Source organism: Psychrobacter aquimaris (genome assembly GCF_016107525.1).
Lineage (GTDB): Bacteria > Pseudomonadota > Gammaproteobacteria > Pseudomonadales > Moraxellaceae > Psychrobacter > Psychrobacter aquimaris.
Genome location: NZ_JABASR010000017.1, coordinates 19,458 through 46,368, shown reverse-complemented (window position 1 = coordinate 46,368; position 26,911 = coordinate 19,458). Strand labels below are relative to the sequence as shown.

Genomic DNA, 26,911 nt, shown 5'->3' with positions numbered 1-26,911 from the left:
CCCAATTGTTTTTAGGGATATTTCCAATTAAATAAGGAATATTGGTTATGGCCTCTGTACCCGATATGGTAAAAAAGCCGCCAACACGTATTGCGGTGATTTTTCCTGGTCAAGGATCGCAAGTAGTCGGGATGACTAGTGAGCTTGCTGAAATCTATCCAGAGATTCTCGATACCTTTACTGAAGCTAGCGCAGCGCTTGGTGAAGATTTATGGGCAATCTGTCAAAATGAAGAAAAACTCAATCAAACGCAATATACTCAGCCGGCATTACTGACGGCCAGCATCGCCATTTGGCGTATCTTGAAACAAAAAATAGCCACAGCGCCTTGTTATTTAGCGGGTCATTCTTTGGGTGAGTACAGTGCGCTTTGCGCAGCTGAGGTCATATCGCTTGCTGATGCGGTTAAATTGGTACACAAGCGCGGTCAACTGATGCAAGAAGCCGTTGTAGGTGTCGATACTGCTATGGCAGCAGTGTTAGGACTTGAAGACAATCGAGTTGAAAACCTATGTGAGCAAGCGACTGAACATGTCGAGGGTGCCATTGTAGGTGCAGCCAACTTTAATAGTCCAGGGCAGGTGGTGATATCGGGTAATGCTGCTGGTGTTAATGCTGTTATCGATAAAGTGCAAAACACAGGCAAAAAATCTATCCCGTTAAAGGTCAGCGTACCGTCACATTGTGCACTCATGGAGCCAGCTAGTAGTGCATTGGCTGAGATTTTGGCAGAAATAAAATTCGATCAAGCGATGATTCCTGTTATTCAAAATCGACATGCGCGTGTTGAGAGCAGTGCGGTAGGTATCAAGCAGGCATTAACAGAGCAATTAAGCCAACCAGTATTATGGTCAAAAACCATGCAAGAACTGGCTGACAAACAAATTAATATTTTAATCGAATGTGGCAGTGGTAATGTATTGAGCAACTTGGCGAAGCGTCAAGCACAGCCAATTACTAGCTATCCTACCGACAAGCCCGCTCGTCTTGATAAATTAATGGAGGTGTTATCATGAGTCGTACGATTACCTTAGTGACAGGCGCTAGCCGCGGTATTGGTAAAGCTGTTGCCAAACGTTTCGCCAAAGAAGGACATTTTGTTATTGGCACAGCGACCACGGAAAAGGGCGCTGAGCTGATTGATGGTTATCTCCATGATAGTGGTGGTATTGGACGTGTCTTAGACGTGCGTGATACCACGCAAGTTGATAAACTGTTTGAAGAGATTGAGAGCGTTTATGGCGCAGTACAGGTCTTGGTCAATAATGCGGGGATCACCCAAGATGGTCTATTGATGCGCATGAAAGATGAAGATTGGGAAAATGTCATCGATACCAATTTGACATCGGTATACCGCATGAGTAAACGCGCCGTGCGCGGTATGATGAAAGCGCGCCGTGGTCGTATCATCAACATAACCTCGGTTGTTGCTCAAATGGGTAATGCAGGTCAGTCTAACTATGCTGCGACCAAAGCTGGCGTTGAAGGGTTCAGCCGTACGCTCGCGCGTGAAATTGGCTCACGACAAGTAACGATTAATTGCGTAGCCCCAGGTTTAATTGAAACGGATATGACGGACGAGCTCGACGAACGTCTACTAAACTCTATGCTAGACGCTGTACCCATCAGCCGTCTTGGACAGCCAGAAGACATTGCAGCAGCCGTACATTTCTTAGCCAGCGATGAGGCCAGTTACATCACAGGCGCTGTTATTCCTGTCAACGGCGGTATGTATATGTAGGTGGTAAATAAGTGTTACACAGTTATAATAAAAAACTCTGTGTACGAGTGTAAACTATAATAAAGGGTGCTATAATGGCGAATACTTTTATGTCAAAGCCCTGTATTATAGCAAGGCTGTACCGGACATTAGTCAAAACGTATAACCAGTTATAAAACAAGTTACAAAGTACTCAGATAGCTGTGCTAGTCTGAAGATGTCATTTTATATAAAATGCTATAGAGCCTAATGATAGGGCTATGGCATTTTGCCAAAATAATAGATCAAAAAGGAGAAATCTACATGAGTAATGATACCGAGCTAAGAGTTAAAGCTGCAGTAGCTGAGCAATTGGGTATGAATGTTGAAGATATCAACAATGATGCGTCATTTATGGAAGACTTAGGTGCAGATTCGTTAGACCTAGTTGAGTTGGTCATGTCATTTGAAAGTGACTTTGGTATTACCATTCCTGATGAAGATTCAGCAGAATTAACAACTGTTCAAAAAGCTATTGATTATGTACAAGCGCAGCTATAATTAGCTAGTGGCTTAGCGAGTTATTTTAGCCGCCTATCTGCATAGATAGGCGGTTTTTTTATGCTCATTATTTACTATGGCACAGACATTTATCCGACTAATCATTGCGTTAACATAAGCTACGCCAAATCAACATTACTCAACATACTATTACTATCTACCTCACCTATCTTTGTCTATACTCATAATAGTAAGCAGTAACAAAGTGTGGTGATATATAAAACTATATATGCCATTAAAAAAATAATGATAAATAGTAAATAATAATATTTAAAGGAGTATGTACATGGGTATGTTCAGTTTCGCAAAAGATATTGGTGATAAAATTTTCAATCGTGATGACGCCAAACACGATGCTAAGTCAGAAACAAAAGCAGATGCTAATACGCCAGTACAAAGTAGCGAACCTTCTGCGCAATCAGTTGCCAATATTTTACTTCGTCGTATTCAGCAGCAGAATCTCAATATTAGCGATTTGAAAATCAAGTATAACGGCTCAACAGATACCGCAGAGATCAGCGGTAAGGCCAAAACGCAAGCAGACCGCGAAAAAGCGATTATCGCCATTGGTAATGTACAAAATGTGGCTAAGGTAATCGATAATATTGATATCGAAGAAGATGCGCCTGAGTCAACGATGTATACGGTGAAATCTGGTGATAGCTTGTCTAAGATTGCAAAAGAGGTTTATGGTTCAGCGGATGATTATATGAAAATCTTTGAAGCCAATAAGCCGATGCTATCTAGTCCTGATAAGATTTATCCTGGCCAAGTGCTACGTATTCCTAAGCCATAATATGGTTTTGAACTGTCAAAAATATGTGTGAGTAAAAAATGCCTCTTATTCTATTAAGAGGCATTTTTTTCGGGTTTATATAAATATAAGCTTAAGATTTAAATGTTTTCTAATTTCTCGTACTGTTCAGCTATGGCCCAGTTGATATGTACATCAAGCATCTCGTTGTGTATGCCTAGCTTTGATTGTAACTGAGTAATGGTGTCTTGATGACCATTAGCATTTCCAAGACCAATAGCAATATTGCGCAAAAAGTTCACATAGCCTGTGCGTCTAAGTGGGCTGCCTTCAGTTTTTTTCATAAATTCAGCTTCTTGCCATTGCCATAGCTCAAGCAGACTGCTGCTATCAAGATTGTGCCGTGCTGCGAAATCCTCTACGGGTGTAAGATTGGCGTAGCGATTCCAAGGACAGATGAGTTGACAATCGTCACAGCCAAAGATGCGATTACCAATCGCGCGGCGGTATTTTGTATCAATAATACCATCGTGCTCGATAGTGAGGTAGGAGATACAAGCTGAAGCATTGAGTTCATAGGGCTCGACAATCGCTTGAGTAGGACAAATATCAATACAAGCGCTACAACTGCCGCAATGCTCTTTGACGGGTTTGTCATCAGGTAACTCAAGGCTAATAAATAGTTCACCCAATACAAAAAATGAACCCGCTTGCTTATTGATGAGTAGGGTATGCTTTCCTGTCCAGCCAAGACCAGCAGCGTTGGCAATAGGTCGCTCGAAAATAGGAGCAGAGTCGCTAAAAGGCCTAAAAATAAAATCTTGCTCTGAACCAATATTGAGGTGTTGCCATTCGGGAAGCATGGCTTCTATCTTTAGTGCCAATTGTTTCAAACGACTGCGCATCGTTTTATGATAGTCGCGTCCTCTGGCATAACGAGCGATGATGCCTTGATTGGGATAGTCATTGTCAGTGACCGTACGTGGGGTTGGTGCTTGAGTCAGATAATCCATACGGACACTGATGATGGTTTTTGCTCCTTCTACCAGTTGGTCAGGATTTGCCCGCAGTTCATGGTTGTTATGCATAAACTGCAGCTGCCCTTCATAACCTTTATCAAGCCATTGCTGCAATTGTGTAATCTGTTTAGCGAACAAAGGATGATGCACCGATAAAAACCCGCAGTCGGCAAACCCTAAAGCCTGTGCTTGGGTTTTAATCCATTGTTTGACATCTGCTGTGGTGGTAAATATTGGGCTATTATTAACATTAATCTTTTTTTCGGACGCAGGCTTAGGTTCAGAAGATGTTTGCTTAGCTGATTTCTGCTGGGTTGAAGAGATAGGCGAGTTTACTTTAGGAGGATTATTCATGTGTGACAGTAGGTGATAGAGTGAATACCGCTATGATAAGCCAGTGAGCTAAGAGCGCAAGTATAAAAGCAAATAATTTCACATTCATATTGATACATACGTTGACGTAAGCGTTTGCTAAGCTGAAGCTAAATGATAATAAGCATATTTCGATAAAATAAAAAATCAGCAAAAAATACTCAAGGATTAGTTATGAACAATCAGAGCAATTTATCACCTATAAAAAATACAAAGTCTATCCCGTTATATAGTAGTGAACAACTCTATGCGATGGAGCAAGCATGGTTTGTAGAGGGGCATGATAGTTTTGGGTTGATGAAACAAGCAGCCTGGCAAATGGTGCAACACATAGAGCAATTATATGAACAAAAGCAATTAAATATATATTCATCAGCCACTACTTATGCTTCTCGTCAGCATCGAGTGAGCATTTGGGTTGGAAAGGGTAATAATGGTGGCGACGGTTGGCTCATTGCTTATTATTTACAGCAGATGGGTTGGCAGGTACAAGTGGTGACAGTTGGTTTTGAGAGTGATGATTTTTATATCAGTGACACCACCGGCTTTTCCGATGCAAAAAAAGCGCTAAAAGTAGCGCTTTTGGCTAATTGCCCTTATCAACGCTTTGAAAGTAGTGCTTATAATATAGAGGAAGGAATAGATAGTAATTTGCAAGCCGGTGTCTATATTGATGCGTTGTTTGGTATTGGTCTGGATCGTGCACCTACAGGTACTTATAAAACAGCAATTAGCGCTTTCAATGAGTTATCTGAACGAAATAATACCTTAGCAATTGCTGTTGATATTCCAAGTGGTTTGGTGGCTTCGACTGGTGAAGTATTTGAGCACGTAGCTATACAGGCTGATATAACGCTATGCTTAATTGCACGGAAATTCGGTTTGCATACCAAGGATGGTGTGGATTATAGCGGAAAGGTAATTGATATACCGCTGATACCCTATCAAGTAAATGACAAAAGGTTCATGCCAGTAGCAAAACTGATTGCTAGTGCATATGGCCTATATCCTCGCCGTCAAAATAGTTATAAAGGCAGCTATGGTCATGTGCTGGTTATTGGTGGCAATCGTATCGATGGCTCACAAGGTATGGGCGGCGCTGCGATACTGTCTGCTTCGAGTTCGATGGCGGCAGGAGCAGGTAAAATTACGGTTGCTTGCCATGAGGCCTTTCATAGCGCTTTATTAACCTCATTACCAGATGCAATGACGATCAATTTGCATGATGTGGACGGAGTGAAGCAGTTAATCAAGTCAGCCACAGTGATTGCTATTGGTATGGGGCTCGGCCGTGATGAAAAAGCAAAAGTTTTATTTATAAAGTATCTACAAGCTGCTATTGAAGAGAAAAAGTCGCTAGTGATTGATGCCGATGGACTTTATCATTTGGCATCGTTGCAATTGGAGCATCATGAACTGGTAAGTCAGCTGCGAGAATATAGCATTAATTATCAAGTTCGCTTGACGCCTCACAGTGGCGAAGCCGCTAGATTACTTGATAAAAAGATCAGTGAGGTGGAAAGCGATAGACTGCAAGCTATAAAAGAGTGCACTACAACTTATGGTGGTGAATGGGTGCTAAAAGGCTCAGGCTCTTTGATATTAGAGCAAGGCTCAGGTCAGCGCCAAGTTTATGTCTGCGCTGTCGGTAATGCTGGGATGGCGACAGCTGGCATGGGTGATGTGTTATCTGGCATCATTGCTGGTCTGCTAGCGCAACAAGACTTACCATCAAGCATACAAAGCTTGCACCAAGCAGTTGTGGTGCATGGATTAGCAGGGGATACACTAGTCAGCTCACCACATAATACGCTATTGATAGGACAACGAGGGCTACAGGCTCAAGATATGCCAGCAGCCATTCGCCATGTGATGCAGCTACTGATTAATGTCTCTAATTAGCATTGAGTCTAGGTAGCCGAGTTGCCACAATATTGGTCGATTGCCTGCTGGACACGTTCACGTTTAAGCTCAATTTCTCGGCCATCTAGATATTGTCGTTTGCCATTGGCATCCATCTCATAGATGCGTCCGCCGACATTCAAGTTGGTCAGGTTATTGCGTAGTGACTGGCAACGCTGTGCATTGGCTTGTGCCTCTTGCTCTTTAATGCGTGCTTCAAGCGCTGCAACTCTTTGTTCTTCTACGCTTTGAGTATTGTTGCTTTGATTGGCATCTGTTTTGCCAGCCAATTGTCCAGCATTGCTTTGCCTGCCATCACTGCGAAATTCTATCAGCTCAATATTTTTGCCATTTTGCGGCGCATGTTGGCTATATTTGACTTCACCATGTGCACCCACAGATTTATAAACTTGAATAGCATGACTGGCATTCATCGACAGCATCAGCATATACACAGTACTCACAAGCAATTTGGCAGCGGTGTTTATCTTAAACGCATATGCCATAGTAGCAGTCCTCTTAATGGGTAAAAAACAGATGTGTATATATGTGTCAATATATCATTTAAGTGTTGGAATGGTACTAAAAATGTACCAGCTTTTGATTCTACCAAATAATCCTTATGAATGTATATTATTTAATAACTAATAGTTAGGGATGGGCTTTAGAAGTTTTTCTTGACAATAGCTCATAAACCATCGAATATGATAGCAGTTGATTGGTCAGTGAGCGGCTTTTATGATATTGCCGTGGCACTTGAAAAAGAGGACTATAGCTTACTTATCAGTGGCTTACGCAGTTTTCTTTTCTTTGTGACAATGATATTGCAAAGATAGTAATTATAATGATTGTTATCGATAACTTTATGCATTGTCTCCGGACTTATCTGTCTACAATGACTAAGATAAACTTATTATTTGAAATGCGCTAAGCGTGACTCTAGCGGTTGTATTAAATATAGAAAAATATTCAGCAATTAAATGTTTTTAATCAGCCTGTTGTAAAATCTAAACCATTTTACAAATTATTATTGGCTATGAAGGTGATTTAAATTGCGGATATTGATTTCTCTGTATAGATCAATCTGTTGTAAATGCTGTCTGCTATTTATCAATAATAAGCTTCTTTTATAGATGCACTCGCATCTTATCACTGTACATCGATAGACTCCTGCCATAAAACTGACCTTACATATATTGCTGTGTTTGAGTAGCATGCTGTCTTATAAGGCAGCCTTACTAAAATATAGCGGGCATACATTCTTGATATGGACAAGAATTTTCAGCCATTTCTATGAGACGAACAACCTTGTGTAAATAGCATTGTTTTCTCTTACGAATGAGCACCAATTCTTGACAAAAAAAAGGTGATGACAGTGACGCAAACCACGCAAAGTCCGAATATGACGGGACATACCCAAACGGGAAATGCCGCCAAAAATTTTGAAGAAAAGCAACAACGCCTTGCTGAAGGTAGTGAGCAACCTGTAATGCTATCTGGTGCTGAGATGTTGGTGCAATCACTGACTGATGAGGGCGTCAAATATATTTTTGGCTATCCAGGTGGTGCAGTTCTTCATATCTATGATGCTTTGTTTCAACAAGAGAATATCGAGCACATCTTGGTGCGTCATGAGCAAGCAGCCGGTCACATGGCAGATGCTTATTCGCGAGTGACTGGTGAAACTGGTGTAGTATTAGCGACATCAGGTCCGGGTGCTACTAACACGGTGACGGCTATCGCAACGGCGTTTATGGATTCAGTGCCGATGGTAGTCATCGCAGGTCAGGTACCTAGCAGCCTAATCGGTGAAGATGCTTTTCAAGAAACAGATATGGTTGGCGTATCACGTCCTATCGTGAAGCATAGCTTTCAAGTGCGTCATGCTAGCGAAATCCCAATGATTGTCAAAAAAGCTTTTTATATTGCCCAGTCTGGACGCCCAGGTCCTGTAGTCATTGATGTGCCAAAAGATATGACCGCGCCAAGTGAAAAGTTTGCTTACGCTTATCCAGAAGAAGTGTTTATACGCTCGTATCAGCCGTCATTAAAAGGTCATAGTGGTCAAATTAAAAAAGCGGTTGAAACGCTGCTTGCTGCAAAGCGTCCGATTATTTACTCTGGTGGTGGTGTTGTTTTAGGCAATGCACATAAAGAGCTAACCGATCTTGCGCATCGCCTCAATTTACCAGTAACCAATACCTTAATGGGCTTGGGTGCCTTTCCTGGTTCGGATCGTCAGTTCTTAGGTATGCTCGGCATGCATGGCACTTATGAAGCCAATATGACCATGCATCACGCCGATGTAATCTTGGCAATAGGTGCACGTTTTGATGACCGCGTAACCAATAATGTCAAAAAATTCTGTCCGAATGCGACGATTATTCATATTGATATTGATCCTACGTCCATTTCAAAAACGATTAATGCGCATATCCCAATCGTGGGTGATGTCAAATCTGTCCTTACCGATATACTAGAGATTATCGGTGAGGATAAAGAACTTGAACAACATGCATTGTTGGATTGGTGGTCACAAATTAATGAGTGGCGTAAGCGTCATGGTCTGCGTTATGACACCAGTACCGATAACGGTATTAAGCCACAAGCGGTCGTGCAAGCTTTAGATAAAGTGACTAATAGTAATGCGATTATTACCAGTGACGTCGGTCAGCATCAGATGTTTGCCGCGCTTTACTATACCTATAATGAGCCGCGTCAATGGTTAAACTCAGGCGGTCTTGGTACGATGGGTGTTGGATTGCCGTACGCGATGGCAGCCAAACTTGCCAACCCTGAGCGTGATGTGGTTTGTATCACGGGTGAAGGCTCTATTCAGATGAATATTCAAGAGCTTTCAACCTGCTTACAATATAATTTGCCAGTTAAAATCTTGAATCTAAACAATGCTCAATTAGGTATGGTGAAGCAGTGGCAAGATATGCTGTATGAAGGTCGTCATGCACATTCTTATATGAATTCACTACCAGACTTTGTCAAACTCGCTGAAAGCTATGGTCACGTCGGTATCAAAATTACCGATCCTGCGACTATGGAAGCACAGTTGGCGGAAGCCATGGCAATAACAGATAGACTGGTGTTTATTGACGTTTATGTCGATCGTAACGAGCATGTGTATCCGATGCAAATCGCTGGGCAAGCGATGCGTGATATGTGGTTAACAAAAGGGGAGCGTACCTAATGCAACAACAACATCTGATTTCGGTATTGATGGAAAACGAAGCGGGTTCGTTGTCGCGAGTGGTCGGTTTGTTCTCTCAACGTGGCTACAACATCGAAACCTTAAACGTTGCGCCAACAGACGATCCGAGTATTTCTCGCTTAACATTGACCACTATTACGTCACCTGAAAAAATAGAACAAATCACCAAGCAATTGCATAAATTGATTGAAGTGGTTAAAGTGCTTAATTTGTCAGATACCGTACACGTCGAACGCGAGTTAATGCTCATAAAAGTACGGGCGACGGGCGGCGTACGTGAAGAAATTAAACGCAGTGCCGATATTTTTCGCGCACAAATCGTTGATGTGAATTCCAATCTTTATACCATTCAAATCGTCGGTGACAAAGCCAAGCTTGACGGTTTTATTGATGTGATTGGTCGCGAACGTATTATGGAAGTGGTGCGCTCGGGTGTGATTGGTATTGCACGCGGCGAAAAAACGCTCAGTTTATAACGAGCGCTTATTACACATATTGTAGATTAAATTATTTACTCAAACATTAACATAGCGCTTATCTCACCCATCACTTCGATAAGGTGATTGTAATTTAAGTGTTTATTTATCCATGGCAAGCCATGATTTAGGAAAAGGACTCTATTTATGAACGTTTATTATGATAAAGATTGTGATCTATCGATTATCCAAGGTAAAAAAGTCGCCATTATTGGTTATGGTTCACAAGGTCATGCACACGCGCTTAACCTACAAGATTCAGACGTTGATGTAACGGTTGGTCTACGTGCCAATTCTGGCTCATGGAAAAAAGCGGAAAACGCAGGCTTAAAAGTGGCTGAAGTAGAAGAAGCGGTCAAAGCCGCTGATGTCATCATGATTTTGACACCCGATGAGTTTCAAAAAGAGCTTTATAACGACGTGATTGAGCCAAACATCAAAGAAGGCGCGACCCTAGCGTTTGCTCATGGTTTTGCGATTCATTATAACCAAGTCGTACCACGTGGTGATCTTGATGTCATTATGGTTGCGCCAAAAGCACCCGGTCATACCGTTCGTTCAGAGTTTGCGAAAGGCGGTGGTATCCCTGATCTTATCGCTATCTATCAAGATGCGTCAGGTCAAGCCAAACAGTTAGCACTATCTTATGCTGCTGGTGTTGGTGGTGGTCGTTCAGGTATTATCGAAACAACATTTAAAGATGAAACTGAAACAGATCTATTTGGTGAGCAAGCCGTTCTTTGCGGCGGCGCTGTAGAACTCGTAAAAATGGGCTTTGAAACATTAACAGAAGCCGGCTATGCTCCAGAAATGGCATACTTTGAGTGTTTACATGAGCTAAAGCTTATCGTTGACTTGATGTATGAAGGCGGTATCGCTGACATGAACTACTCAATCAGTAACAACGCTGAGTATGGCGAATATGTGACTGGACCTGAAGTCATCAATGAGCAATCACGCGAAGCCATGCGTAATGCCCTAAAACGTATCCAGTCTGGTGAATACGCGAAGATGTTTATCTCTGAAGGTGCAACCAACTATCCATCAATGACTGCTCGTCGTCGTAACAATGCAGAGCATCAAATCGAAATCACTGGTGCTAAGCTACGTGGTATGATGCCTTGGATCGGCGGTAATAAGATTATTGATAAAGATAAAAACTAATTCAATATCGGTTATTAAGAAATTACTCGCTGATATAAAACCAAGAGCCCATGCTCTGATATAAAACCAAGAGCCCATGCTATTACTTGATAGCATGGGCTTTTTTAATTTGAATTATTTTAGTGATATTTCAACCACAATCGCTTTTGTATTGGTTGAAAACTACCAATTGATGCCTCATATACCTAGCCTTAATTGATTTTTTTTGAATATTCTTAGTGGAACCAATTGCTGGTTAATTATCAGGACGATTGAGTTGCGCGTTCTTATTTTTTATAGATTATAGGTTGTGTGTTGTGCAAATATCTTATCCAGACTGGCTAACGCCGCAATTCGTATACATTACTCTTAGCGCTGTGGTAGCCGTTTTAATATGGATAGAAGGGGAGATGCTCAAAAAAACCGATGGCAAATTGCCTCAATCTAAGTTTTTTAAAATCAGCTCACTCTTGGATACCTTGTGGTTCTTTATTTCCGTTGTCATATTATATGTGATCGACTTAACACCACTGGCTATTACGGTACCTGCTGCGTATGGAATCTATACTACCTTTGGCTGGATATACGGGACACGTTTACTAAAACGTAAAGGCATTCCTGATTCTCCTAAAGACTTGGTAATACCTGCTAAATACATCGCCTATAGTCAGTCATTTTCGCTGATATTTTTTGCACTTTGTGTATTGGTATTAAGTTCACCATGGCTACCGATATCTCAATGAGATATACGCTAGTGCATCATCTGTTTATTATTTGAGATAATGCTTTCTATTAACTTATATGTCTCTCTTATGTTTGTATAATAGATGGCCGGTGATAAAAAATATTTTATATCAATGACTTAGGTGGTAATTTATTGAATATTGTGACTTCTAAAAACAGATGATTGCTGTTTACAAAAATCATCAATTTAACCTGTTGCTCTTAGAAAAAGCTGTTATAATCAGACTGTACTCAAAATATTTTAGGTCGTAATTTCAAGTTATCTAACGATATTTTGATAATACTGACTGTTGCAGTTAGCAGAAAATAGTTTGGGTATATATCAATTAATCGGTGACGACACACGTCTCGCCAACAGTTAAAGAGTTAGGAAAATTTATGTCAGATAAAGTTGAAGGCACTGTAAAGTGGTTTAATGAAGCTAAAGGTTTTGGTTTTATCGCTCAAGACAATGGCGGACAAGACGTATTCGCTCACTACAGCGCTATCCAAGGTAACGGTTTCAAAACTCTAGCCGAAGGCCAAAAAGTGTCTTTCATCTTAGGTGATGGCAAAAAAGGCCCACAAGCTGAGCAAATCGAAGCTATCTAATCTCATTTGCCATTGAGTAAACTAATCTTTAGTCGCTCAATTGTAGTAAGATTAGCATAACGCATTGATACCTTTGTTTGTTAAAACAATAAAAATACTGTTTCAACTCTAAAAAAAAGCAACCTCTTCTCAGGTTGCTTTTTTTATGCCATTTTTCTCGCTAAAAACGTAAGGTCGTCAAAAGTATACTAATGTCAGCTATGAGCACTGACTCAATAAAGATATAAAAATTGGTAGCATACTCACTTCAACGGTGCTATCTGATACACCGTCATTGCTGCAAGGGTTGTTTGCCGTCGCGGTATTATTTGTGCTTCAAGGTGTTATCTCTTTCATCAGGCGTAAATTTAAACTTTTAAAATCTTTGATAGATAATCGAGCCATCATATTGATGGCGAATGGTGAGTATTTTAGTGAAAATTTAAAAGAAGCCAATTTCAGTACCAGCGATGTTCAACAGGTTTTGCGCAAGAATGGGATCAAGTCTAAAACTGAAGTATTTGCTGTCACTATGGAAACCACAGGTGATATGAGTGTCATCAACAATAATGCGGTTAAGCCTGACTGTGTATTATTCGATGATATACGCGACAGTGAATTGCTGGTTGGTTCCAGTAAAAATAGCAAATCGTAGATGTTGAGTGCCTAATTATTGTTATCGATTGATCCCAACGAGATAAATCACCACAAAACGTTAAGTAATTATGGTGTTGACAGTGCTATAAATATGTAAAATATTAAAATGTAAGCTAAAGAGAACTGCAAAATTGTGTACTTATAAACTATTTATTATAGAATGGTGACAAATTTATGACGCATTATTCACGGCGTTGTCTTGACCTTATGACTGTGCTCACGCAAGATACATAGGTCTGATAATAACGGTTGGCTTAGCTTTAGCAGATTTTATTAAGGAGTGGTGTGAGGCTATTACCATTTTCGGTATTGTTTCTTCTTGCTTAATTAACTACTATCTGTTGACGTAGTAATAACCCTAAGTAGTATTTTGAACGACAGTTTGAATAACAGTTTCAAAAAATGAACCTTTGGTTCTTAACTGACAATTTTTAATTCATAACATTAATAAACGAGGAACGTATGAAAGCATTAGTAGCGGTCAAGCGTGTCATTGATTATAACGTAAAAGTTCGTGTGAAAGCTGATAACTCTGGCGTTGATCTATCAAACACTAAGATGTCAATCAACCCTTTTGATGAGATCGCAGTAGAAGAAGCGGTTCGTCTAAAAGAAGCGGGTGTGATTGATGAAATCATTGTTGCTTCAATCGGTCCAAAAGAATCACAAGAGCAAATTCGTGCAGCGTTAGCATTGGGTGCTGATCGTGGTGTTCTAGTGTTGACTGACGACAAGCCGTATCCACTACAAATTGCTAAGATACTCAAAAATATCGCCGAGAGTGAAGGCACTGATATTATCTTATTGGGTAAGCAAGCAATTGATGACGATAACAACCAGACTGGTCAGATGCTAGCGGCATTGATGGGTATCGGTCAGGGTACGTTTGCCTCAGAAGTGAAAGTCGAAGGCGATAAAGTAAACGTGACTCGTGAAATTGACGGTGGTTTACAGACGCTAGCACTTGAGCTACCAGCGGTTATTACTACTGACTTACGTTTGAATGAGCCTCGTTATGCTAAATTGCCTAACATCATGAAAGCGAAGAAAAAGCCACTTGATGAAAAAACGCCAGCTGATTTTGGTGTTGATATGGCATCTAAGCAAGAGATCATTAAAGTCGTGCCACCTGCTGAACGCAAAGCTGGTATTACAGTAGGGTCAGTGGATGAGTTGGTCGATAAGCTAAGAAACGAAGCAAAAGTCATTTAATGTTTCAATGATTGGATACTTCGCTACGGCATATCCTGTACAAGGCTATATATAGATTTGGATGATTTATTTTATATAAAATAATAGCTTTTCAAATAGCTTTGTACACAAACAACCGCATGAATAGATGATACGAACAAAAAAAGGACTAGAACCATGGCAATTTTGGTATATGCAGAACATGACAATGCCAGTCTAAAAAAGGCAACTTTGAACACCATCGCTGCTGCTAAGCAAATGGGTGATGATATCCATGTGTTGGTTGCAGGTAGTGGTGCTCAAGCAGTCGCTGATGAAGCAGCTAAAGCAGAAGGCGTGACTAAAGTACTATTAGCAGATAACGCTGCCTATGAGCATCAACTGGCGGGTAACGTAGCGCTATTGGTTGCTGATATCGCTGGTGATTATAGCCATATCATCGCACCTGCTACCACCACTGGTAAGAACTTTATGCCACGTGTTGCGGCTTTACTTGATGTAAGTATGCTATCAGAAATATCTGCTGTCATAGATGCACAAACGTTTGAGCGTCCTATCTATGCAGGTAATGCAACGGCAACCGTAAAAACGACAGAAGATAAAGTCGTACTAACCGTACGTACAACTGCGTTTGACCCAGTGGCAAGTGAAGGTGGTTCAGCGACTGTTGAAACTATCGACAACGTACAAGAAACTGGCAAAGCTAGCTTTGTAAATGAAGAAATGGCTAAGTCTGATCGTCCTGAATTGACCTCAGCAAGCATCGTGGTTTCTGGTGGTCGTGCATTGGCAAACGGTGAAAACTTCACTAAATACATCGAGCCATTGGCTGACAAGCTAGGCGCGGCTGTTGGTGCATCACGTGCTGCTGTTGATGCAGGATATGTACCAAACGATATGCAGGTCGGTCAAACGGGTAAAATCGTTGCACCAGATTTATATATCGCAGCGGGCATTTCAGGCGCGATTCAGCATCTAGCGGGTATGAAAGATTCTAAGGTTATTGTTGCTATCAACAATGATCCAGAAGCGCCTATCGCTAGCGTTGCTGATTACTTCTTGGAAGCAGATTTGTTTGTAGCATTGCCTGAGCTGACAAGCAAGGTTTAATCTATCAGTAGTAATAGACGTATAATAAAAACCCCCGCTATCAATTGATAGCGGGGGTTTTTATATCAAAATCATATGATATAGGCTAAGAGTACTGTCTCTGTCTCAAAGTTTCATATAAGCATAATGAGCCTGCAATGGCGACATTAAGGCTTTCTTGACCATTGGGCTGTGGTAGAGCGATAGGGGTCGCGCACTGCATCAGCTCATCACAAACGCCTTGTCCTTCATGACCCATAATCCAAGCGATAGGTTTTTTTAAGTCATGTTGATAAATCACCGTATCGGTATGTGAGCTGGTCGCAAACAGCGGCGTTTGCACATGGTCCAAAACATCTTGCACACTTAGACCTTCATAGATAGTCAAAGAAAACTGAGCGCCCATACCTGCTCGTAGAGTCTTAGGAGACCAGGCTTGCGCTGTAGCGCTGGTACAGAGTATATTCTTGATGCCGACCGCTGCTGCGGTGCGTAATAGGGTGCCCACATTGCCGCTGTCTTGCACATCATTCAAAATCAAGCAGTCATCATCAATCATCGATAAACTAGGCGTTGGTACTTTAATGATTGCCATGATATCGATACCAGTACCTAAGCTACGAATACTCTCATACAGCGAATTTGATAACGTTAAAATAGGCGTATAAGTAGGCAAGCGCGTCAAAACCTGCTGAACTTCAGGATGGTTATGTGCAGACTCTGCGAGTAGGATTTGGGCAAACGGGTAGTCACTACGCAGCGCCGCATCGATGAGATGGACGCCCTCAATCACCGTTTGTCCTTGCTTCTTACGCTGTCGCGCTTGCGTTAGCAACGATTTGACAAGTTTAACGGTCGTATTTTTATCTGAGGTAATAAGCTCGGTGGGATTTGCTACCATAGTGGATCGCTTAGAGAAAAATATAGAAAAATTAAACAATCAGTATAAAGCCTATACATGCTGTAGTTTTATACTGATTGTTATCAAAGTAAAGTTAAAGGGCTTATTTATCAGCGTAATTTACATGCAGATTTTTAACATAATCGACTTCATTTTTGCTGCCAAGTACCACAGGAACGCGTTGGTGGATATCGATAGGTTCTATATCTAAAATGCGATTGACTGCATCAGTGGCAGCGCCACCCGCACGCTCAATCAATAAGCTCATTGGATTGGCTTCATACATCAAGCGTAATTTGCCTGCTTTATTGGCATATTTGGTATCGAACGGATAAGTGAAGAGGCCGCCGCGACATAAAATACGATGCACGTCACCGACCATGGCCGCCACCCAGCGTGTATTAAAATCGCGACCACGGACACCAGTTTCGCCAGCAATCAACTCATCGATATACTGCTGCATGGGTGCGCGCCAGTAACGGTAGTTTGAAGCATTGATAGCATATTCGCTGGTATCCGCATCGATTTTCACGTTTTCTTCTATGAGCACATAATCATTGGTGTCTGGATCTAGACTAAACATCACGACATGATCGGTGATGGTCAGCGCCAATACCGTAGAGGTACCATATAACAAATAGCCTGCTGCTAACTGTTGATTACCTGCTTGTAAAAAATCAGCATTCTCACTGATTTGACCTTGGCGTTGGTACGGTAGAATAGAGAAGATAGTGCCGACGGCCATATTAATATCGATGTTTGATGAGCCATCAAGAGGATCGAACAATACCAACAAACTGCCATCTGCATTGGCAGGAGTAGCATCGTCAAGCTCTTCTGAGGCAACGCCTGCACAATGAGTATTTTTTGCTAAAGCGTCTAATAATAAGTCATTGGCCAGTACGTCCAGTTTTTTCTGGTCTTCACCTTGGACGTTTTGGTTGCCAGCTTCGCCTAGAATGTCGGCTAGCGCCCCTTTTCTCAATAATTGTGAGATGGTTTTACCCACGTCAGTGACAGTCGTAATAACGTCACTCAGTGCAGGATTGGGTGAATAATCATTGAGATAGTCTGTAAGGGTTGTCATAAGGCTTCCTAATAAATGCTGTTAAAATAAATGCTACTGAAACTAAGGATTAAATAAGGGATTGAAAAATTGGTTAGGTGGCACTTTACAGACCTAAAGTTGTCAAATTTTTAAATACCCTGCACGGCATCTTTGTCCTGACCACAAAATCAGCTACACTATCACTATTATTATTTATTTATCGTTTGGATAAGCGGATTTTTGATGATGGTTTCGACAGGTGTATGGCTATTGCCCAAGAGGACGACAACGTCTGTTTTTTACGGCGCTATGTCTATCACTGCCACTGGGGTAAATTGTAGCAAATAAGTGCCAAAATGTCCTTGTCTCTGTGCTTATCGTCGACTATAAATCGCCAAAAAACGCATAAATGATGATTATTAAATTATATAAACCAACAATAAAGACCTGCCATTATGTCAAATTCTATCGATAGTCGCTCAATTCAGACCGTCTCGCCAACGGATTATGCCAAATTCGACCCTGATACCATTCACGAGAAACTGGATGCGTCGTTAAGTCGTCCGCAGCTTAATAGCGATGGCAGTATTCGCCATTTTTTGGGGGTAGAAGGTCTTAATAAAGCGCAGTTGCAGGCGATTATTGCCAAAGCAGAGACGTTTTTTGATGATAACGGACAGCTCATCAACCGTCCTGAGCTTGAGGGCTATACGGTGATGAATTTGTTTTTTGAACCGTCAACGCGTACCCGCACGACCTTTGAAGTAGCCGAAAAGCGTCTCGGTGCCAATGTGCTCAATATCGATATCGAGCGCTCTAGTACCAAAAAAGGTGAAAGCTTGCGCGATACGCTGTGGAATCTACAAGCCATGACGGCAGATATCTTTGTGGTACGGCATTCAGCGTCAGGTGCTGCCCATTTTATGGCAACCGAAGTAACACCAGATATTGCCATTATTAATGGTGGTGATGGCTGGCATGCACATCCGACGCAAGGGATGCTCGACATGCTCACTATTCATCGTGAAGCACCGCGCCCATTTGAGGAATTGTCAGTGGCTATCGTCGGTGATATCAAGCATTCGCGAGTGGCACGCTCAGATATCAGTGCGCTACAGACCTTAGGTGTCAAAGACATCCGTGTCTGTGCGCCGCGCACCTTATTGCCTAAAGGCATTGAGCGCTTTGGGGTACAAGTCTATGAAGATATGAATGAATGTGTCACGGACTGTGATGTCATTATGGGATTAAGAATACAAAACGAGCGTATCGGCTCGCCGCTGCTGGCATCATCGAGTGAATATTATAAACACTATGGTATTACGCCAGAGCGTATGGCATTGGCTAAGCCCGATGCGTTGGTTATGCATCCAGGGCCGATGAACCGAGGTGTTGAAATTGCATCAAGCGTTGCCGATGGCGACCAGTCAGTGATTTTAAAACAGGTGAATAACGGCATCGCTATTCGTATGGCAGTACTGTCGCTAGCTATGGAAGGTCAGCGCGCTCACCAAGCCACGAGCAAATAATCCTCTGCCTCGCTGTTTTATATTTATTTATCCCATTTTATTGATACGGTAATAACGCTCATGACAACTATGTTAAATACGGATGCACCGATAATTAATCATCTTCCTCAATCATTTAAAGACTCACTATCAAGTACTGCGACAGATAAGTTGGCTTCACTTGAAGCTGGCCGTGAAATGTGGCTACTGCCGCCTTTGGTTGATCTGTGCGCCCGCCTACGTGAACCAGGTCAACAACAACATGGCACTTTGGAGTCAGAAGGGCGCGCTGCTCGTGGCAATGGTTTTTTGCATGTGGTCATTCCTCCTGATACCAATCCTATCTTAGAGAACGGTTCATTATTAAAAGGTTTACGTGAGCGCGCGCTTGGTGATGGCGGCATATATTTGCATATTTTGGGTGCATTGACTGCTGGTTTAGAAGGTGAGCGCCCATCAAATATCGCTGGGCTTAAAAAAGGCGGTTGTATAGCAGTTTCTAATGCGCGCCGTCCTTTTCGCAATGATTTAGTATTGCTGCGTACACTGGAATACGCCGCGACTTTTAATATGAAAGTATTCTTTTACCCTGATGAGCCAAGTCTATCTGGTGATGGCGTGGCTCATGAAGGTTATATCGCTTCATATCATGGCTTGCAGGGGATTCCTTGGATTGCTGAAACGGTTGCCTTATCAACGCAGTTGCTAATGGTTGAAGAAACGGGCATCGCCGCTCACTTTAGTCAACTGTCGTGCAAATCTTCAATCGAATTGATGCGCTGGGCAAAAGATAAAGGTCTGCCCGTGACTTGTGATGTGGCGATGCATCAGTTGTATTTGACCGATGATAATTTAGAGGGTTTTAACGCCCAAGCCTATGTATTACCACCCCTGCGTAGCAATACCGATCAGCAAGCCATCCGCCGTGGTTTGAAAGATGGCACCATTGACGCGATATGTAGCCATCATGAACCATTGAACAGTACCGCCAAAAAAGCCCCATTTGCTGAGAGCACGCCAGGTATCTCAAATTTTGATACGTTTATGGCACTGGCTTGTCAGCTAGTAAATGATGACGTGTTAACTTTAGAGCAACTCGTCGATAAAATCTGTCTCAATCCGGCAAAAATTGCTGGTATTAGCGAGCAGTATGAAAACATCGGCGGCGCAGTACTGGTGGATCCCAATCTGGAGTGGCAAGTGACTGCCCAATCCATGCTGTCCAATGGTAAAAACACGCCATTCTTTAATCAGCAGTTGCAAGGCCGCGTTGTGGAGACTTTCTTTGGCTAATTTGCCTAGGCAGAATGATAGTCTGCAACCATCTCCGAAGGATAACGATCATCACTTGCGCAATCAAACCATCAAGTCGCACGGTACTGCCAGTGAATCCATCAAAGCGGTGGCCATTTATGAAGTTGTCAAAGGCGTTGGTGCGTTATTAGGTGCAGGCGCATTGTGGTCGTGGCATACCGATCTTGAGCATTGGCTGACGACCGCGACAGATTCTTGGCAACAGACTTTTGGACAGCTACTGGCACCGCAAGTTGACAGTGCGGTTCGGATTGCCCAGCAGGCAAGTAAAAACTGGCCAGTATTCTTGTTATTGATATTTGCTTACGCCAGTCTGCGTTTCCTTGAGGCTTATGGCTTATGGCAAGATAAAACATGGGCGTATTGGTTTGGTGTGCTTGGTTATGGGGTGTTTATTCCTATTGAGCTTTACTATCTAATCGTTAGTCCATTTGATTGGTTTAAGCTTGGAATATTAGTCTCAAACCTTCTTATTGTGGTCGTGGTTTATCGTAATATGAAGCGCAAAGGCTTGATATAGCGCTTATCAAAAAAACTGAATGTATATGAAAAAGCCAGCGCAAGATACTATCTTATGCTGGCTTTTCTTTTACTAAAACGACTGGCTTAAAACTATTTATAGCTTATAGCTTATAGCTTATAGCTTATAGCTTATAGCTTATAGCTTATAGCTTATAGCTTATAGCTTATAGCTTATAGCTTTGCTATATCTTTATCAGTGCGAATGCTTTTGGCGACTTTGCCAACACTTAAACCTTGTACCAAGATCGAGAATATTACCACCGCATAAGTGAGCGCCAACAAGATATCGCGTTCGGTTCCCAACGGTAGTTGCAACACTAAGGCAACCGAAATACCACCACGTAATCCGCTCCATGTCAGCACTTTCCAAGCACCAGTCGGCAAATCGAGCTGACGATGAAAGGTTTTGGTCGTCATACCCACAACAATAAAACGCGCAAGTAGGGCAATGACAATCGTTAAGCCAGCGGCGATAAATAAATTACCCGAATACGCAATCATCACTACTTCTAAACCGATGAGTACGAATAAAATAGCGTTGAGAATTTCATCGATTAACTCCCAAAATAAATCAATATAATGCCGCGTTTTATCGCTCATCGCCAATGCTCGTCCGCGATTCCCAACCATCAACCCCATCATTACCATGGCAAGTGGTCCTGATAAATGCCAATGGCTGGCCAGTGCATAACCACCTATCACACCAGCAAGCGTTAACAACACTTCTTCTTGGTAACTATCGATACTTTTAAGCATGTAATACAAAATCGCCCCAAGCACCAACCCAAAAATAATACCGCCACCGGCTTCAACCGCTAAGGTGTGCGCCACATAATTGGCCGTCGGTATATCACCACTTGATAAAATTCCCAGCAGCAACACAAAAATCACCACGCCGATACCATCATTAAATAATGATTCACCCGCGATGACTGTTTCTATGCTTTTTGGTGCACCTGCGGATGACAGGATGCCCATTACGGCAATAGGATCGGTCGGTGATATTAGAGCACCGAATAACAAACACCAAAGAAATGGCAAGCCAAAGCCGAACAGTGGCAGCATAAAATAAAGTGCCGTGGCGATAAGCACGGCAGAGACGATGGTGCCGACGCAAGCAAGGATGCCAATAGGCAGTTTATAACGCTTTAAATCGCTGATATTGACGTGCAGTGCCCCTGCAAATAAAAGCATAGAGAGCATGCCATCTAATAAGACTTCGGTAAAATCAAGCTGCTCTAATAAGCTTACTTCATAATCAATAAGCTGATCAAATCCCAAAAACCCCAAAAATATCGCGCCAATAGATAATAAAATGGAGATAACCATCACACCAATCGTGGTCGGTAGGCCAATAAAGCGATGGTTGACGTAGGTCAGTAAGGCTGTGATAGATAAAAATATCGCGCTGATTTCAAGTATGGTCAGGCTGCTGGTAGGGGCCATGAAAAAAGTCTCAAGTAATGATGAATGGTCTTAAGTTTAGCGCTTATAAGGATTAGAAGGTTTTAATTTTGGTTGTTTTCTCATTTTTACCTCAGCGGTATGTATCATATTATCAGTAGCAAAAGCTTATCTTGATTGCGTTTGTAATGCCTGACGAATATGGGTGTCAAACTCACTAACATAGTTAAAATACTGATGATGAGCATCGTTGCTAAGAATGAATTGTTGGGCTTGTTGGCACATCGCGCTCAAATCATCTATCAGCTCTTGATAGCCTAGGTTTTCTTCTCCTGCTCGCTTAATCAGTTGTAACTCATGCAGTAAAGTCTGCTGCTGCGCTTGATTTACGCGAGCATAATTTAGATTTACCATCGCCTGACATAGCGCTTTCAATACCATTAAATCAGCGGCTGCATAACGACGTATTTCGCCAAGCGATGTATTGATAAAATCGGATATCTTGGGAATATGGGTAACCACGGCTAAAATGGCCAAACGCTGCTTTTCAACCTCGGTTTTGGGAGCATCATCATCTGATGAGAGGGTGTGAAAGTGATAGGGACTGGGCGGCTGACGACGCATCATGATACTTAAGCAGCTGGTCAGTGATTGTACGCAGTTGACTGCTGTTTTTGGATCGTTGATACCAGGAGACAATGCTCGCACGGCGATTTCAGTCATTTGCCCTAAACTATAAGCAATATCGTTAGAATTAGCCAGTCGTTGCTCGATACGTATACAGCCTGCAAAGCGTTGCCAAAAAAGTCCGTCAGTGGCACGCGGTACAACGGCTAAATGTGGTGTCGTTGTTTTTTGTTGATTATTTGGGTGATTTGCTGGACGCTGGTAAAAATAGCCAATGACGTTTTTGTCAGTGACATAATCACCAAGATTGGTATGTATCTGTACCACGCCGCCATAGTCTTGTGTCAGTGTAATCAGTGACTCAAGGTAGATTTGCTGAACATAACCTGAGCTTGGTGAATAGATGGGCATCGCTGACCATTTATGAAACTGCTCAGTATCATGATGTTCTATATCACGTTGATGCTGGATATCGCAATGATCGCGATACCAATAGTGAATATTATCAATAGCATCATTGCTGGCGTTTTGAATAACATGTGAGGCCTGAATGGCATGTACCATATGTTGTACAAAGTACACCAATAAAAGTGCGCAGATAATCGCCATAATAATGGCAAAGGTAACAGCGAGCTGTGGCACACCAAAAGCGACGTCATATTTATGGATGGATTTTAAGACCAATAAACTATAGCTAAAGGTGCCAATAAATGCGCCTAAGACAAACTGATTGGGCGTGTCCGTCAAAAAGTTACGTAATAATCGAGGGCCAAATTGTGAGGAGGCCATTGATAGGACGGCAATAGTAATTGAAAACGTGGTACCAGCAACGCCCAATACAGCCCCTGCAATTGCTGTCATGATGGCACGTGCAGCATCGTCGTCACCAGTAAAAGCAAAAGTGATTTCTCTGACAGTTTCGCGGTCAAAGTGTTGATCGATAGTCACTAATAAAGGCGCAAGCAATATACCTGCAATGACGCACGCAGTTGGGATAAACCAATAAGAGCCAATAAGCTGCTGCCATAGGTTTCTTAGGCGATCGGGCAAATCGGTCAGTGTTTGTAGCGACCATAACTGGGCAAACTGTTTTAGTCTGTGTATGACTGCCAGCCATGCAGATTTAAACCAGCCACTTTCAGGGTGTTTATCCAATATTATATGCTCCACAAATGACCTAAAAAGCGACCTAAGAAAGAATCCATTTTTTATTAATAAGCTATGATTTTGTTTGGCTAATAAAATCTATTAAAAGTAAATTACCTTACCATATAAGCAATAAAGATTAAAAATTTAGTAAAAAATAAGCCCCTGTAATAGGAGCTTATTTTTAACGTGATGAAGCTTTCGTGTTATCTATTGACTAACTAGCTAAATCGTCAATCCAAGTGCTTATCGCGGTGCTTAATTTCCCTAGTACTGATGGTGCTGCTGTATTATCCACACTTAACGACTGTTTCTGCCTACTGTCCATCGTTACCGTTTGTTTTTGCATACTGTCCACAATTAATGGTAGGTTGTTGCCGGCTGTTGCTAAGATAAAGCTTGGGTTTTTCGTCATCATCGTCCATTTTTGATTACCGCCACCGTTGCAGCCATAACGAATTAAGCGTGCGCGGTTTTCTTTTAAATGACCACCTTCTAAATCAAAACACTGATTTCCTTGCTTGATTTCTTTAGTGCTAGTGACCATTTCCCAATGCTGCGTATCAATATTAAGACTACAAGCTGCCAAATTAACCACACCACCTTGAGTCGTTAGACACTGATCCATCGCCATTTTACTGTGGATTTTACCCTTCGTATCTTGAATCCATTGTTCAGAGTCGTCACCCGTACAAGCGCTTGGACCACTAATAAAGGCATTTAGCTTACCATCTTCTAGTGTTTCAGCTTTAAGGCAATTATTACCGTTAAGCATAGGACTGGCGTTTTCTAAAGGTTTGTCATCCTGTAGGTCTAACTCTACAACAAACTTTTGAAATTCAGTAAGTGCTTCAGGCTCGTTCTTAATTAAATCAGTACGATAGACATTGACCCAACGATTTAAGCGGTACATGGTTTGTTGTTGCTGCTCATAACGTTCTAATGTTTGGAGTGCTACAGGACTAAGCTCTTGACTTAGCTCATTACGATCGTTTTTATAAGAGTTATATATTAATTCACCATTGGCGTCTAAGCTAATAGTCGAATTTTCAGCTTGAGCAAGGAGTTTCTGCTCTAAGATCGGTAATTCAACTTTTCTAAGTGCTGTATAGCCATGTTCTCTACCAAAAGTCACAGCTGGTTTAATGGCATCGCTATATTGACCAATATCTATTGAAGACAATAACACTTGTGCTTCATTGGCCTTTTTACAGTACAAATCCACCTTTTTCGGATCTTCAGCGATTGCTAAATTGACATGAAATTTATTGGCATTGCCATTCATTCGATTAGGTGCCAAAGCAATAGTATTAAATGCGTTATTACTATAAGTGACCGCCAACCAGCAGCTTGCTGCTTCTAGCGAGTTATTGGGCGTTGGTAAATCAAAAACGTTACCCCAGTTACCACGTGCTGCTGGATAAATGATGCCTTTTTGCGCGACAGGGTCATAGCCACCTAAAATAGTGAAAACAGGCACACCCTGCAAACGTGCTTTTAAGTAATTACCATCGGCACTGTTGTACCACACATTGGTAGATCTTGGTACTTTAGGCTGGATGACTTCCATCTTTCTAAGATCAGCATTCCATTTCTTATAGCCGGTCGGTGAATCAGCATCAAATATTGCCCGATCAAATGCTGGCTGTATTTTAATTTTTGTACTGTAACCCGTATAATGAGTATAGTCTGAATAAGCGCCGCTATGTGATCCGCCAGACATAGCATCGCGACCATAGCCATAGGTGCTTAAAAACGTAGGTTTGCCAGTTAGACCATCACCCACGTTGTTTCGTGGCCAGTCTAAGTTACTGCGCATTTTATTTCTAACGCTGTTATAGCCCCAGCCACTATTGGCATGATGCTCTGCCCAAAAATAATCTTCGCCGACTTTACCAGGGTAATGACCTAAGCCATAATGATGGCCGATTTCATGACTGAACTCATTGCCAACAGAGTCGATTAAAGTCAGCATGCCATTGCCACCGCTTAAGCCATGGTTGCTTTCGCCATTGGCATATTTGCCGCGGGCGTGGTGCGCATTGACGTTTTGGGTCAATTGTGGCTGCTCTTGGCTTTGCATTGAGGCACTGGTGACGCCCCAATTGGCTAAGTTAATGCCGACACCAAAAGTTGATTTACCGGTATTTTCACGCATATCGCCTTCATAAACACCACCATTTGAGTTACTCACTGAATCATAAATAGTGCCATTGGCAACCATTACTCGATCAAGCTTGAGGTCATCATATTTAGCAACGGTCATTTGTGCCGCTGGAATGGTTTGGAAGTAGTCTGAACCGGCTCTTTCTGGGTCGCGTAACATGTAATGACCCCAAGATTGAGGCGCATCCGTTAGCATACCTAGACGAATATTGGTCAATACCAACTCGCCTGGTGCAGCAAAATCTATTTTATTTTCTAACAATTCACCGCTACGATTTTGCTCATCCACAATGCGGATTTTGAGACCACCTTGTACTTCGTCCCAGTTGAGCTTAGTCGACCATGCGCGCTTACTATAAGAGACACGGGGACGTTGGTCAGTATTGGTCTGATCCGTGTCTGGAATTTGAGTAGGATCGGCTAAATTGACAGTTCTTAATAAAACCCCATCTTTGTAAATTTCAGCCGCTAATTTATTAATATCACCCATTTCAAGAGTAGGCGTCACTAATAACAGCGCTTCTTTTTCTGCCGTCAGGCGCGGCATATTTTTTGCTTCGTTACCCTGTGGATCAACAGTATGATTTTGACCAAACTGAATCATCGCTTTGAAATCGCCAACTAAATCTGGACGAATTTCTCGAATTTCTCCCGCTCTACCATCGTGGTCAAAAAACCCTAATAAATAAAAATCAGCAATATCCTTTTTTGGTTCTGGATATTTGATTGGTGTACTTGGTTCAAGTGGCGTTGCAGGAATACTGGTTACTGGTGGTACAAGTGATGATGTGCTTCCATCACCTTCACCACAAGCAGAAAGCATAATAGATACGACACCAATGCTTAGCGCTTTTACTGGAAATGCTATTGTATTT

At 42.0% G+C, this 26,911-nt stretch carries 23 protein-coding genes; 16 read left to right on the top strand and 7 right to left on the bottom strand.

All coding sequences use genetic code 11. From position 1 onward, the window contains the following. Window positions 1-47 precede the first annotated feature (47 nt). The 4 genes from fabD to lysM all read left to right on the top strand — a co-directional run bounded on the left by fabD (window position 48) and on the right by lysM (window position 3,056). Window positions 48-1,016 (top strand): ACP S-malonyltransferase, encoded by a 969-nt coding sequence (gene fabD / locus JFC10_RS13425; protein ID WP_193011075.1) that lies wholly within the window; start codon window positions 48-50, stop codon window positions 1,014-1,016. Further along, on the top strand, window positions 1,013-1,741 hold the full coding sequence (gene fabG, locus JFC10_RS13420) for a 3-oxoacyl-ACP reductase FabG (protein ID WP_198333334.1): 729 nt from the start codon (window positions 1,013-1,015) through the stop codon (window positions 1,739-1,741). The genes fabD and fabG overlap by 4 nt, the downstream gene beginning before the upstream one ends. Before the next feature lie 282 nt (window positions 1,742-2,023). Next, on the top strand, window positions 2,024-2,260 hold the full coding sequence (gene acpP, locus JFC10_RS13415; RefSeq protein ID WP_025652201.1) for an acyl carrier protein: 237 nt from the start codon (window positions 2,024-2,026) through the stop codon (window positions 2,258-2,260). 286 nt (window positions 2,261-2,546) lie between these two features. After that, window positions 2,547-3,056 carry a peptidoglycan-binding protein LysM gene (gene lysM / locus JFC10_RS13410; RefSeq protein ID WP_055125278.1) on the top strand — a complete coding sequence of 170 codons (510 nt, stop codon included), beginning with the start codon at window positions 2,547-2,549 and terminating at the stop codon, window positions 3,054-3,056. 98 nt (window positions 3,057-3,154) lie between these two features. Here the strand turns inward: lysM and queG are convergent, their stop codons facing one another. After that, entirely contained in the window at window positions 3,155-4,387 is a 1,233-nt protein-coding gene (queG, locus tag JFC10_RS13405; RefSeq protein ID WP_198333333.1) for a tRNA epoxyqueuosine(34) reductase QueG, read from the bottom strand. Between the two features lie 192 nt (window positions 4,388-4,579). On the opposite strand from queG, the gene JFC10_RS13400 reads away from it, so the two are divergent. Then, the gene (locus JFC10_RS13400; protein WP_198333332.1) at window positions 4,580-6,307 is read left to right on the top strand and encodes an NAD(P)H-hydrate dehydratase; all 1,728 of its coding nucleotides are present in this window, start codon (window positions 4,580-4,582) and stop codon (window positions 6,305-6,307) included. An 8-nt stretch (window positions 6,308-6,315) separates the two neighbouring features. Here the strand turns inward: JFC10_RS13400 and JFC10_RS13395 are convergent, their stop codons facing one another. Continuing rightward, window positions 6,316-6,813 (bottom strand): DUF4124 domain-containing protein, encoded by a 498-nt coding sequence (locus JFC10_RS13395; protein WP_198333331.1) that lies wholly within the window; start codon window positions 6,811-6,813, stop codon window positions 6,316-6,318. Window positions 6,814-7,796: 983 nt separating this feature from the next. On the opposite strand from JFC10_RS13395, the gene JFC10_RS13390 reads away from it, so the two are divergent. The 8 genes from JFC10_RS13390 to JFC10_RS13355 all read left to right on the top strand — a co-directional run bounded on the left by JFC10_RS13390 (window position 7,797) and on the right by JFC10_RS13355 (window position 15,421). Next, the gene (locus JFC10_RS13390) at window positions 7,797-9,509 is read left to right on the top strand and encodes an acetolactate synthase 3 large subunit (RefSeq protein WP_198333359.1); all 1,713 of its coding nucleotides are present in this window, start codon (window positions 7,797-7,799) and stop codon (window positions 9,507-9,509) included. Next, on the top strand, window positions 9,509-10,006 hold the full coding sequence (ilvN, locus tag JFC10_RS13385; RefSeq protein WP_198333330.1) for an acetolactate synthase small subunit: 498 nt from the start codon (window positions 9,509-9,511) through the stop codon (window positions 10,004-10,006). The genes JFC10_RS13390 and ilvN overlap by 1 nt, the downstream gene beginning before the upstream one ends. Before the next feature lie 147 nt (window positions 10,007-10,153). Further along, complete coding sequence (ilvC, locus tag JFC10_RS13380; protein WP_198333329.1) at window positions 10,154-11,170, top strand: ketol-acid reductoisomerase; 1,017 nt, start codon at window positions 10,154-10,156, stop codon at window positions 11,168-11,170. 296 nt (window positions 11,171-11,466) lie between these two features. Next, window positions 11,467-11,892 (top strand): hypothetical protein, encoded by a 426-nt coding sequence (locus JFC10_RS13375; protein ID WP_198333328.1) that lies wholly within the window; start codon window positions 11,467-11,469, stop codon window positions 11,890-11,892. Window positions 11,893-12,271: 379 nt separating this feature from the next. Beyond that, the gene (locus JFC10_RS13370; protein ID WP_057758834.1) at window positions 12,272-12,484 is read left to right on the top strand and encodes a cold-shock protein; all 213 of its coding nucleotides are present in this window, start codon (window positions 12,272-12,274) and stop codon (window positions 12,482-12,484) included. Window positions 12,485-12,737: 253 nt separating this feature from the next. Further along, window positions 12,738-13,118 (top strand): DUF421 domain-containing protein, encoded by a 381-nt coding sequence (locus tag JFC10_RS13365; RefSeq protein ID WP_227685802.1) that lies wholly within the window; start codon window positions 12,738-12,740, stop codon window positions 13,116-13,118. Between the two features lie 464 nt (window positions 13,119-13,582). Beyond that, window positions 13,583-14,332 (top strand): electron transfer flavoprotein subunit beta/FixA family protein, encoded by a 750-nt coding sequence (locus JFC10_RS13360; RefSeq protein WP_198333327.1) that lies wholly within the window; start codon window positions 13,583-13,585, stop codon window positions 14,330-14,332. 156 nt (window positions 14,333-14,488) lie between these two features. Beyond that, window positions 14,489-15,421 carry an electron transfer flavoprotein subunit alpha/FixB family protein gene (locus JFC10_RS13355; protein ID WP_198333326.1) on the top strand — a complete coding sequence of 311 codons (933 nt, stop codon included), beginning with the start codon at window positions 14,489-14,491 and terminating at the stop codon, window positions 15,419-15,421. Window positions 15,422-15,506: 85 nt separating this feature from the next. On the opposite strand, the gene JFC10_RS13350 is transcribed toward JFC10_RS13355, so the two are convergent. Together JFC10_RS13350 and JFC10_RS13345 are read right to left on the bottom strand one after the other, a co-directional pair. After that, complete coding sequence (locus JFC10_RS13350) at window positions 15,507-16,301, bottom strand: TrmH family RNA methyltransferase (RefSeq protein ID WP_198333325.1); 795 nt, start codon at window positions 16,299-16,301, stop codon at window positions 15,507-15,509. A 103-nt stretch (window positions 16,302-16,404) separates the two neighbouring features. Continuing rightward, entirely contained in the window at window positions 16,405-17,388 is a 984-nt protein-coding gene (locus tag JFC10_RS13345; protein WP_193011086.1) for a class 1 fructose-bisphosphatase, read from the bottom strand. 416 nt (window positions 17,389-17,804) lie between these two features. Between JFC10_RS13345 and JFC10_RS13340 the strand changes: the two genes are divergently transcribed. The 3 genes from JFC10_RS13340 to JFC10_RS13330 are packed head-to-tail and all read left to right on the top strand — an operon-like array spanning window position 17,805 to window position 20,691. Continuing rightward, a complete protein-coding gene (locus JFC10_RS13340; RefSeq protein WP_198333324.1) occupies window positions 17,805-18,878 on the top strand; it encodes an aspartate carbamoyltransferase catalytic subunit in 1,074 nt (357 codons plus the stop codon). Window positions 18,879-18,938: 60 nt separating this feature from the next. Continuing rightward, entirely contained in the window at window positions 18,939-20,150 is a 1,212-nt protein-coding gene (locus JFC10_RS13335) for a dihydroorotase (protein ID WP_198333323.1), read from the top strand. Next, complete coding sequence (locus JFC10_RS13330; RefSeq protein ID WP_227685803.1) at window positions 20,143-20,691, top strand: DUF2127 domain-containing protein; 549 nt, start codon at window positions 20,143-20,145, stop codon at window positions 20,689-20,691. Before JFC10_RS13335 ends, JFC10_RS13330 begins: the two co-directional genes overlap by 8 nt. A gap of 173 nt (window positions 20,692-20,864) precedes the next feature. Here the strand turns inward: JFC10_RS13330 and JFC10_RS13325 are convergent, their stop codons facing one another. The 3 genes from JFC10_RS13325 to JFC10_RS13315 all read right to left on the bottom strand — a co-directional run bounded on the left by JFC10_RS13325 (window position 20,865) and on the right by JFC10_RS13315 (window position 26,859). Next, window positions 20,865-22,139, bottom strand: coding sequence for a cation:proton antiporter (locus JFC10_RS13325; RefSeq protein ID WP_198333321.1), 1,275 nt, complete (start codon window positions 22,137-22,139; stop codon window positions 20,865-20,867). 126 nt (window positions 22,140-22,265) lie between these two features. Further along, a complete protein-coding gene (locus JFC10_RS13320; protein ID WP_320159289.1) occupies window positions 22,266-23,894 on the bottom strand; it encodes a DUF2254 domain-containing protein in 1,629 nt (542 codons plus the stop codon). A 193-nt stretch (window positions 23,895-24,087) separates the two neighbouring features. Beyond that, window positions 24,088-26,859, bottom strand: coding sequence for a M66 family metalloprotease (locus JFC10_RS13315; protein WP_227698059.1), 2,772 nt, complete (start codon window positions 26,857-26,859; stop codon window positions 24,088-24,090). Window positions 26,860-26,911 lie beyond the last annotated feature (52 nt).

What these genes read in the sequence shown, in the direction of transcription:
- fabD (WP_193011075.1), top strand. Translation starts at nt 48, where the DNA reads ATGGCCTCTGTACCCGATATGGTAAAAAAGCCGCCAACACGTATTGCG.
- fabG (WP_198333334.1), top strand. Translation starts at nt 1,013, where the DNA reads ATGAGTCGTACGATTACCTTAGTGACAGGCGCTAGCCGCGGTATTGGT.
- acpP (WP_025652201.1), top strand. Translation starts at nt 2,024, where the DNA reads ATGAGTAATGATACCGAGCTAAGAGTTAAAGCTGCAGTAGCTGAGCAA.
- lysM (WP_055125278.1), top strand. Translation starts at nt 2,547, where the DNA reads ATGGGTATGTTCAGTTTCGCAAAAGATATTGGTGATAAAATTTTCAAT.
- queG (WP_198333333.1), bottom strand. Translation starts at nt 4,387, where the DNA reads ATGAATAATCCTCCTAAAGTAAACTCGCCTATCTCTTCAACCCAGCAG.
- JFC10_RS13400 (WP_198333332.1), top strand. Translation starts at nt 4,580, where the DNA reads ATGAACAATCAGAGCAATTTATCACCTATAAAAAATACAAAGTCTATC.
- JFC10_RS13395 (WP_198333331.1), bottom strand. Translation starts at nt 6,813, where the DNA reads ATGGCATATGCGTTTAAGATAAACACCGCTGCCAAATTGCTTGTGAGT.
- JFC10_RS13390 (WP_198333359.1), top strand. Translation starts at nt 7,797, where the DNA reads ATGCTATCTGGTGCTGAGATGTTGGTGCAATCACTGACTGATGAGGGC.
- ilvN (WP_198333330.1), top strand. Translation starts at nt 9,509, where the DNA reads ATGCAACAACAACATCTGATTTCGGTATTGATGGAAAACGAAGCGGGT.
- ilvC (WP_198333329.1), top strand. Translation starts at nt 10,154, where the DNA reads ATGAACGTTTATTATGATAAAGATTGTGATCTATCGATTATCCAAGGT.
- JFC10_RS13370 (WP_057758834.1), top strand. Translation starts at nt 12,272, where the DNA reads ATGTCAGATAAAGTTGAAGGCACTGTAAAGTGGTTTAATGAAGCTAAA.
- JFC10_RS13360 (WP_198333327.1), top strand. Translation starts at nt 13,583, where the DNA reads ATGAAAGCATTAGTAGCGGTCAAGCGTGTCATTGATTATAACGTAAAA.
- JFC10_RS13355 (WP_198333326.1), top strand. Translation starts at nt 14,489, where the DNA reads ATGGCAATTTTGGTATATGCAGAACATGACAATGCCAGTCTAAAAAAG.
- JFC10_RS13350 (WP_198333325.1), bottom strand. Translation starts at nt 16,301, where the DNA reads ATGGTAGCAAATCCCACCGAGCTTATTACCTCAGATAAAAATACGACC.
- JFC10_RS13345 (WP_193011086.1), bottom strand. Translation starts at nt 17,388, where the DNA reads ATGACAACCCTTACAGACTATCTCAATGATTATTCACCCAATCCTGCA.
- JFC10_RS13340 (WP_198333324.1), top strand. Translation starts at nt 17,805, where the DNA reads ATGTCAAATTCTATCGATAGTCGCTCAATTCAGACCGTCTCGCCAACG.
- JFC10_RS13335 (WP_198333323.1), top strand. Translation starts at nt 18,939, where the DNA reads ATGACAACTATGTTAAATACGGATGCACCGATAATTAATCATCTTCCT.
- JFC10_RS13325 (WP_198333321.1), bottom strand. Translation starts at nt 22,139, where the DNA reads ATGGCCCCTACCAGCAGCCTGACCATACTTGAAATCAGCGCGATATTT.
- JFC10_RS13315 (WP_227698059.1), bottom strand. Translation starts at nt 26,859, where the DNA reads ATGCTTTCTGCTTGTGGTGAAGGTGATGGAAGCACATCATCACTTGTA.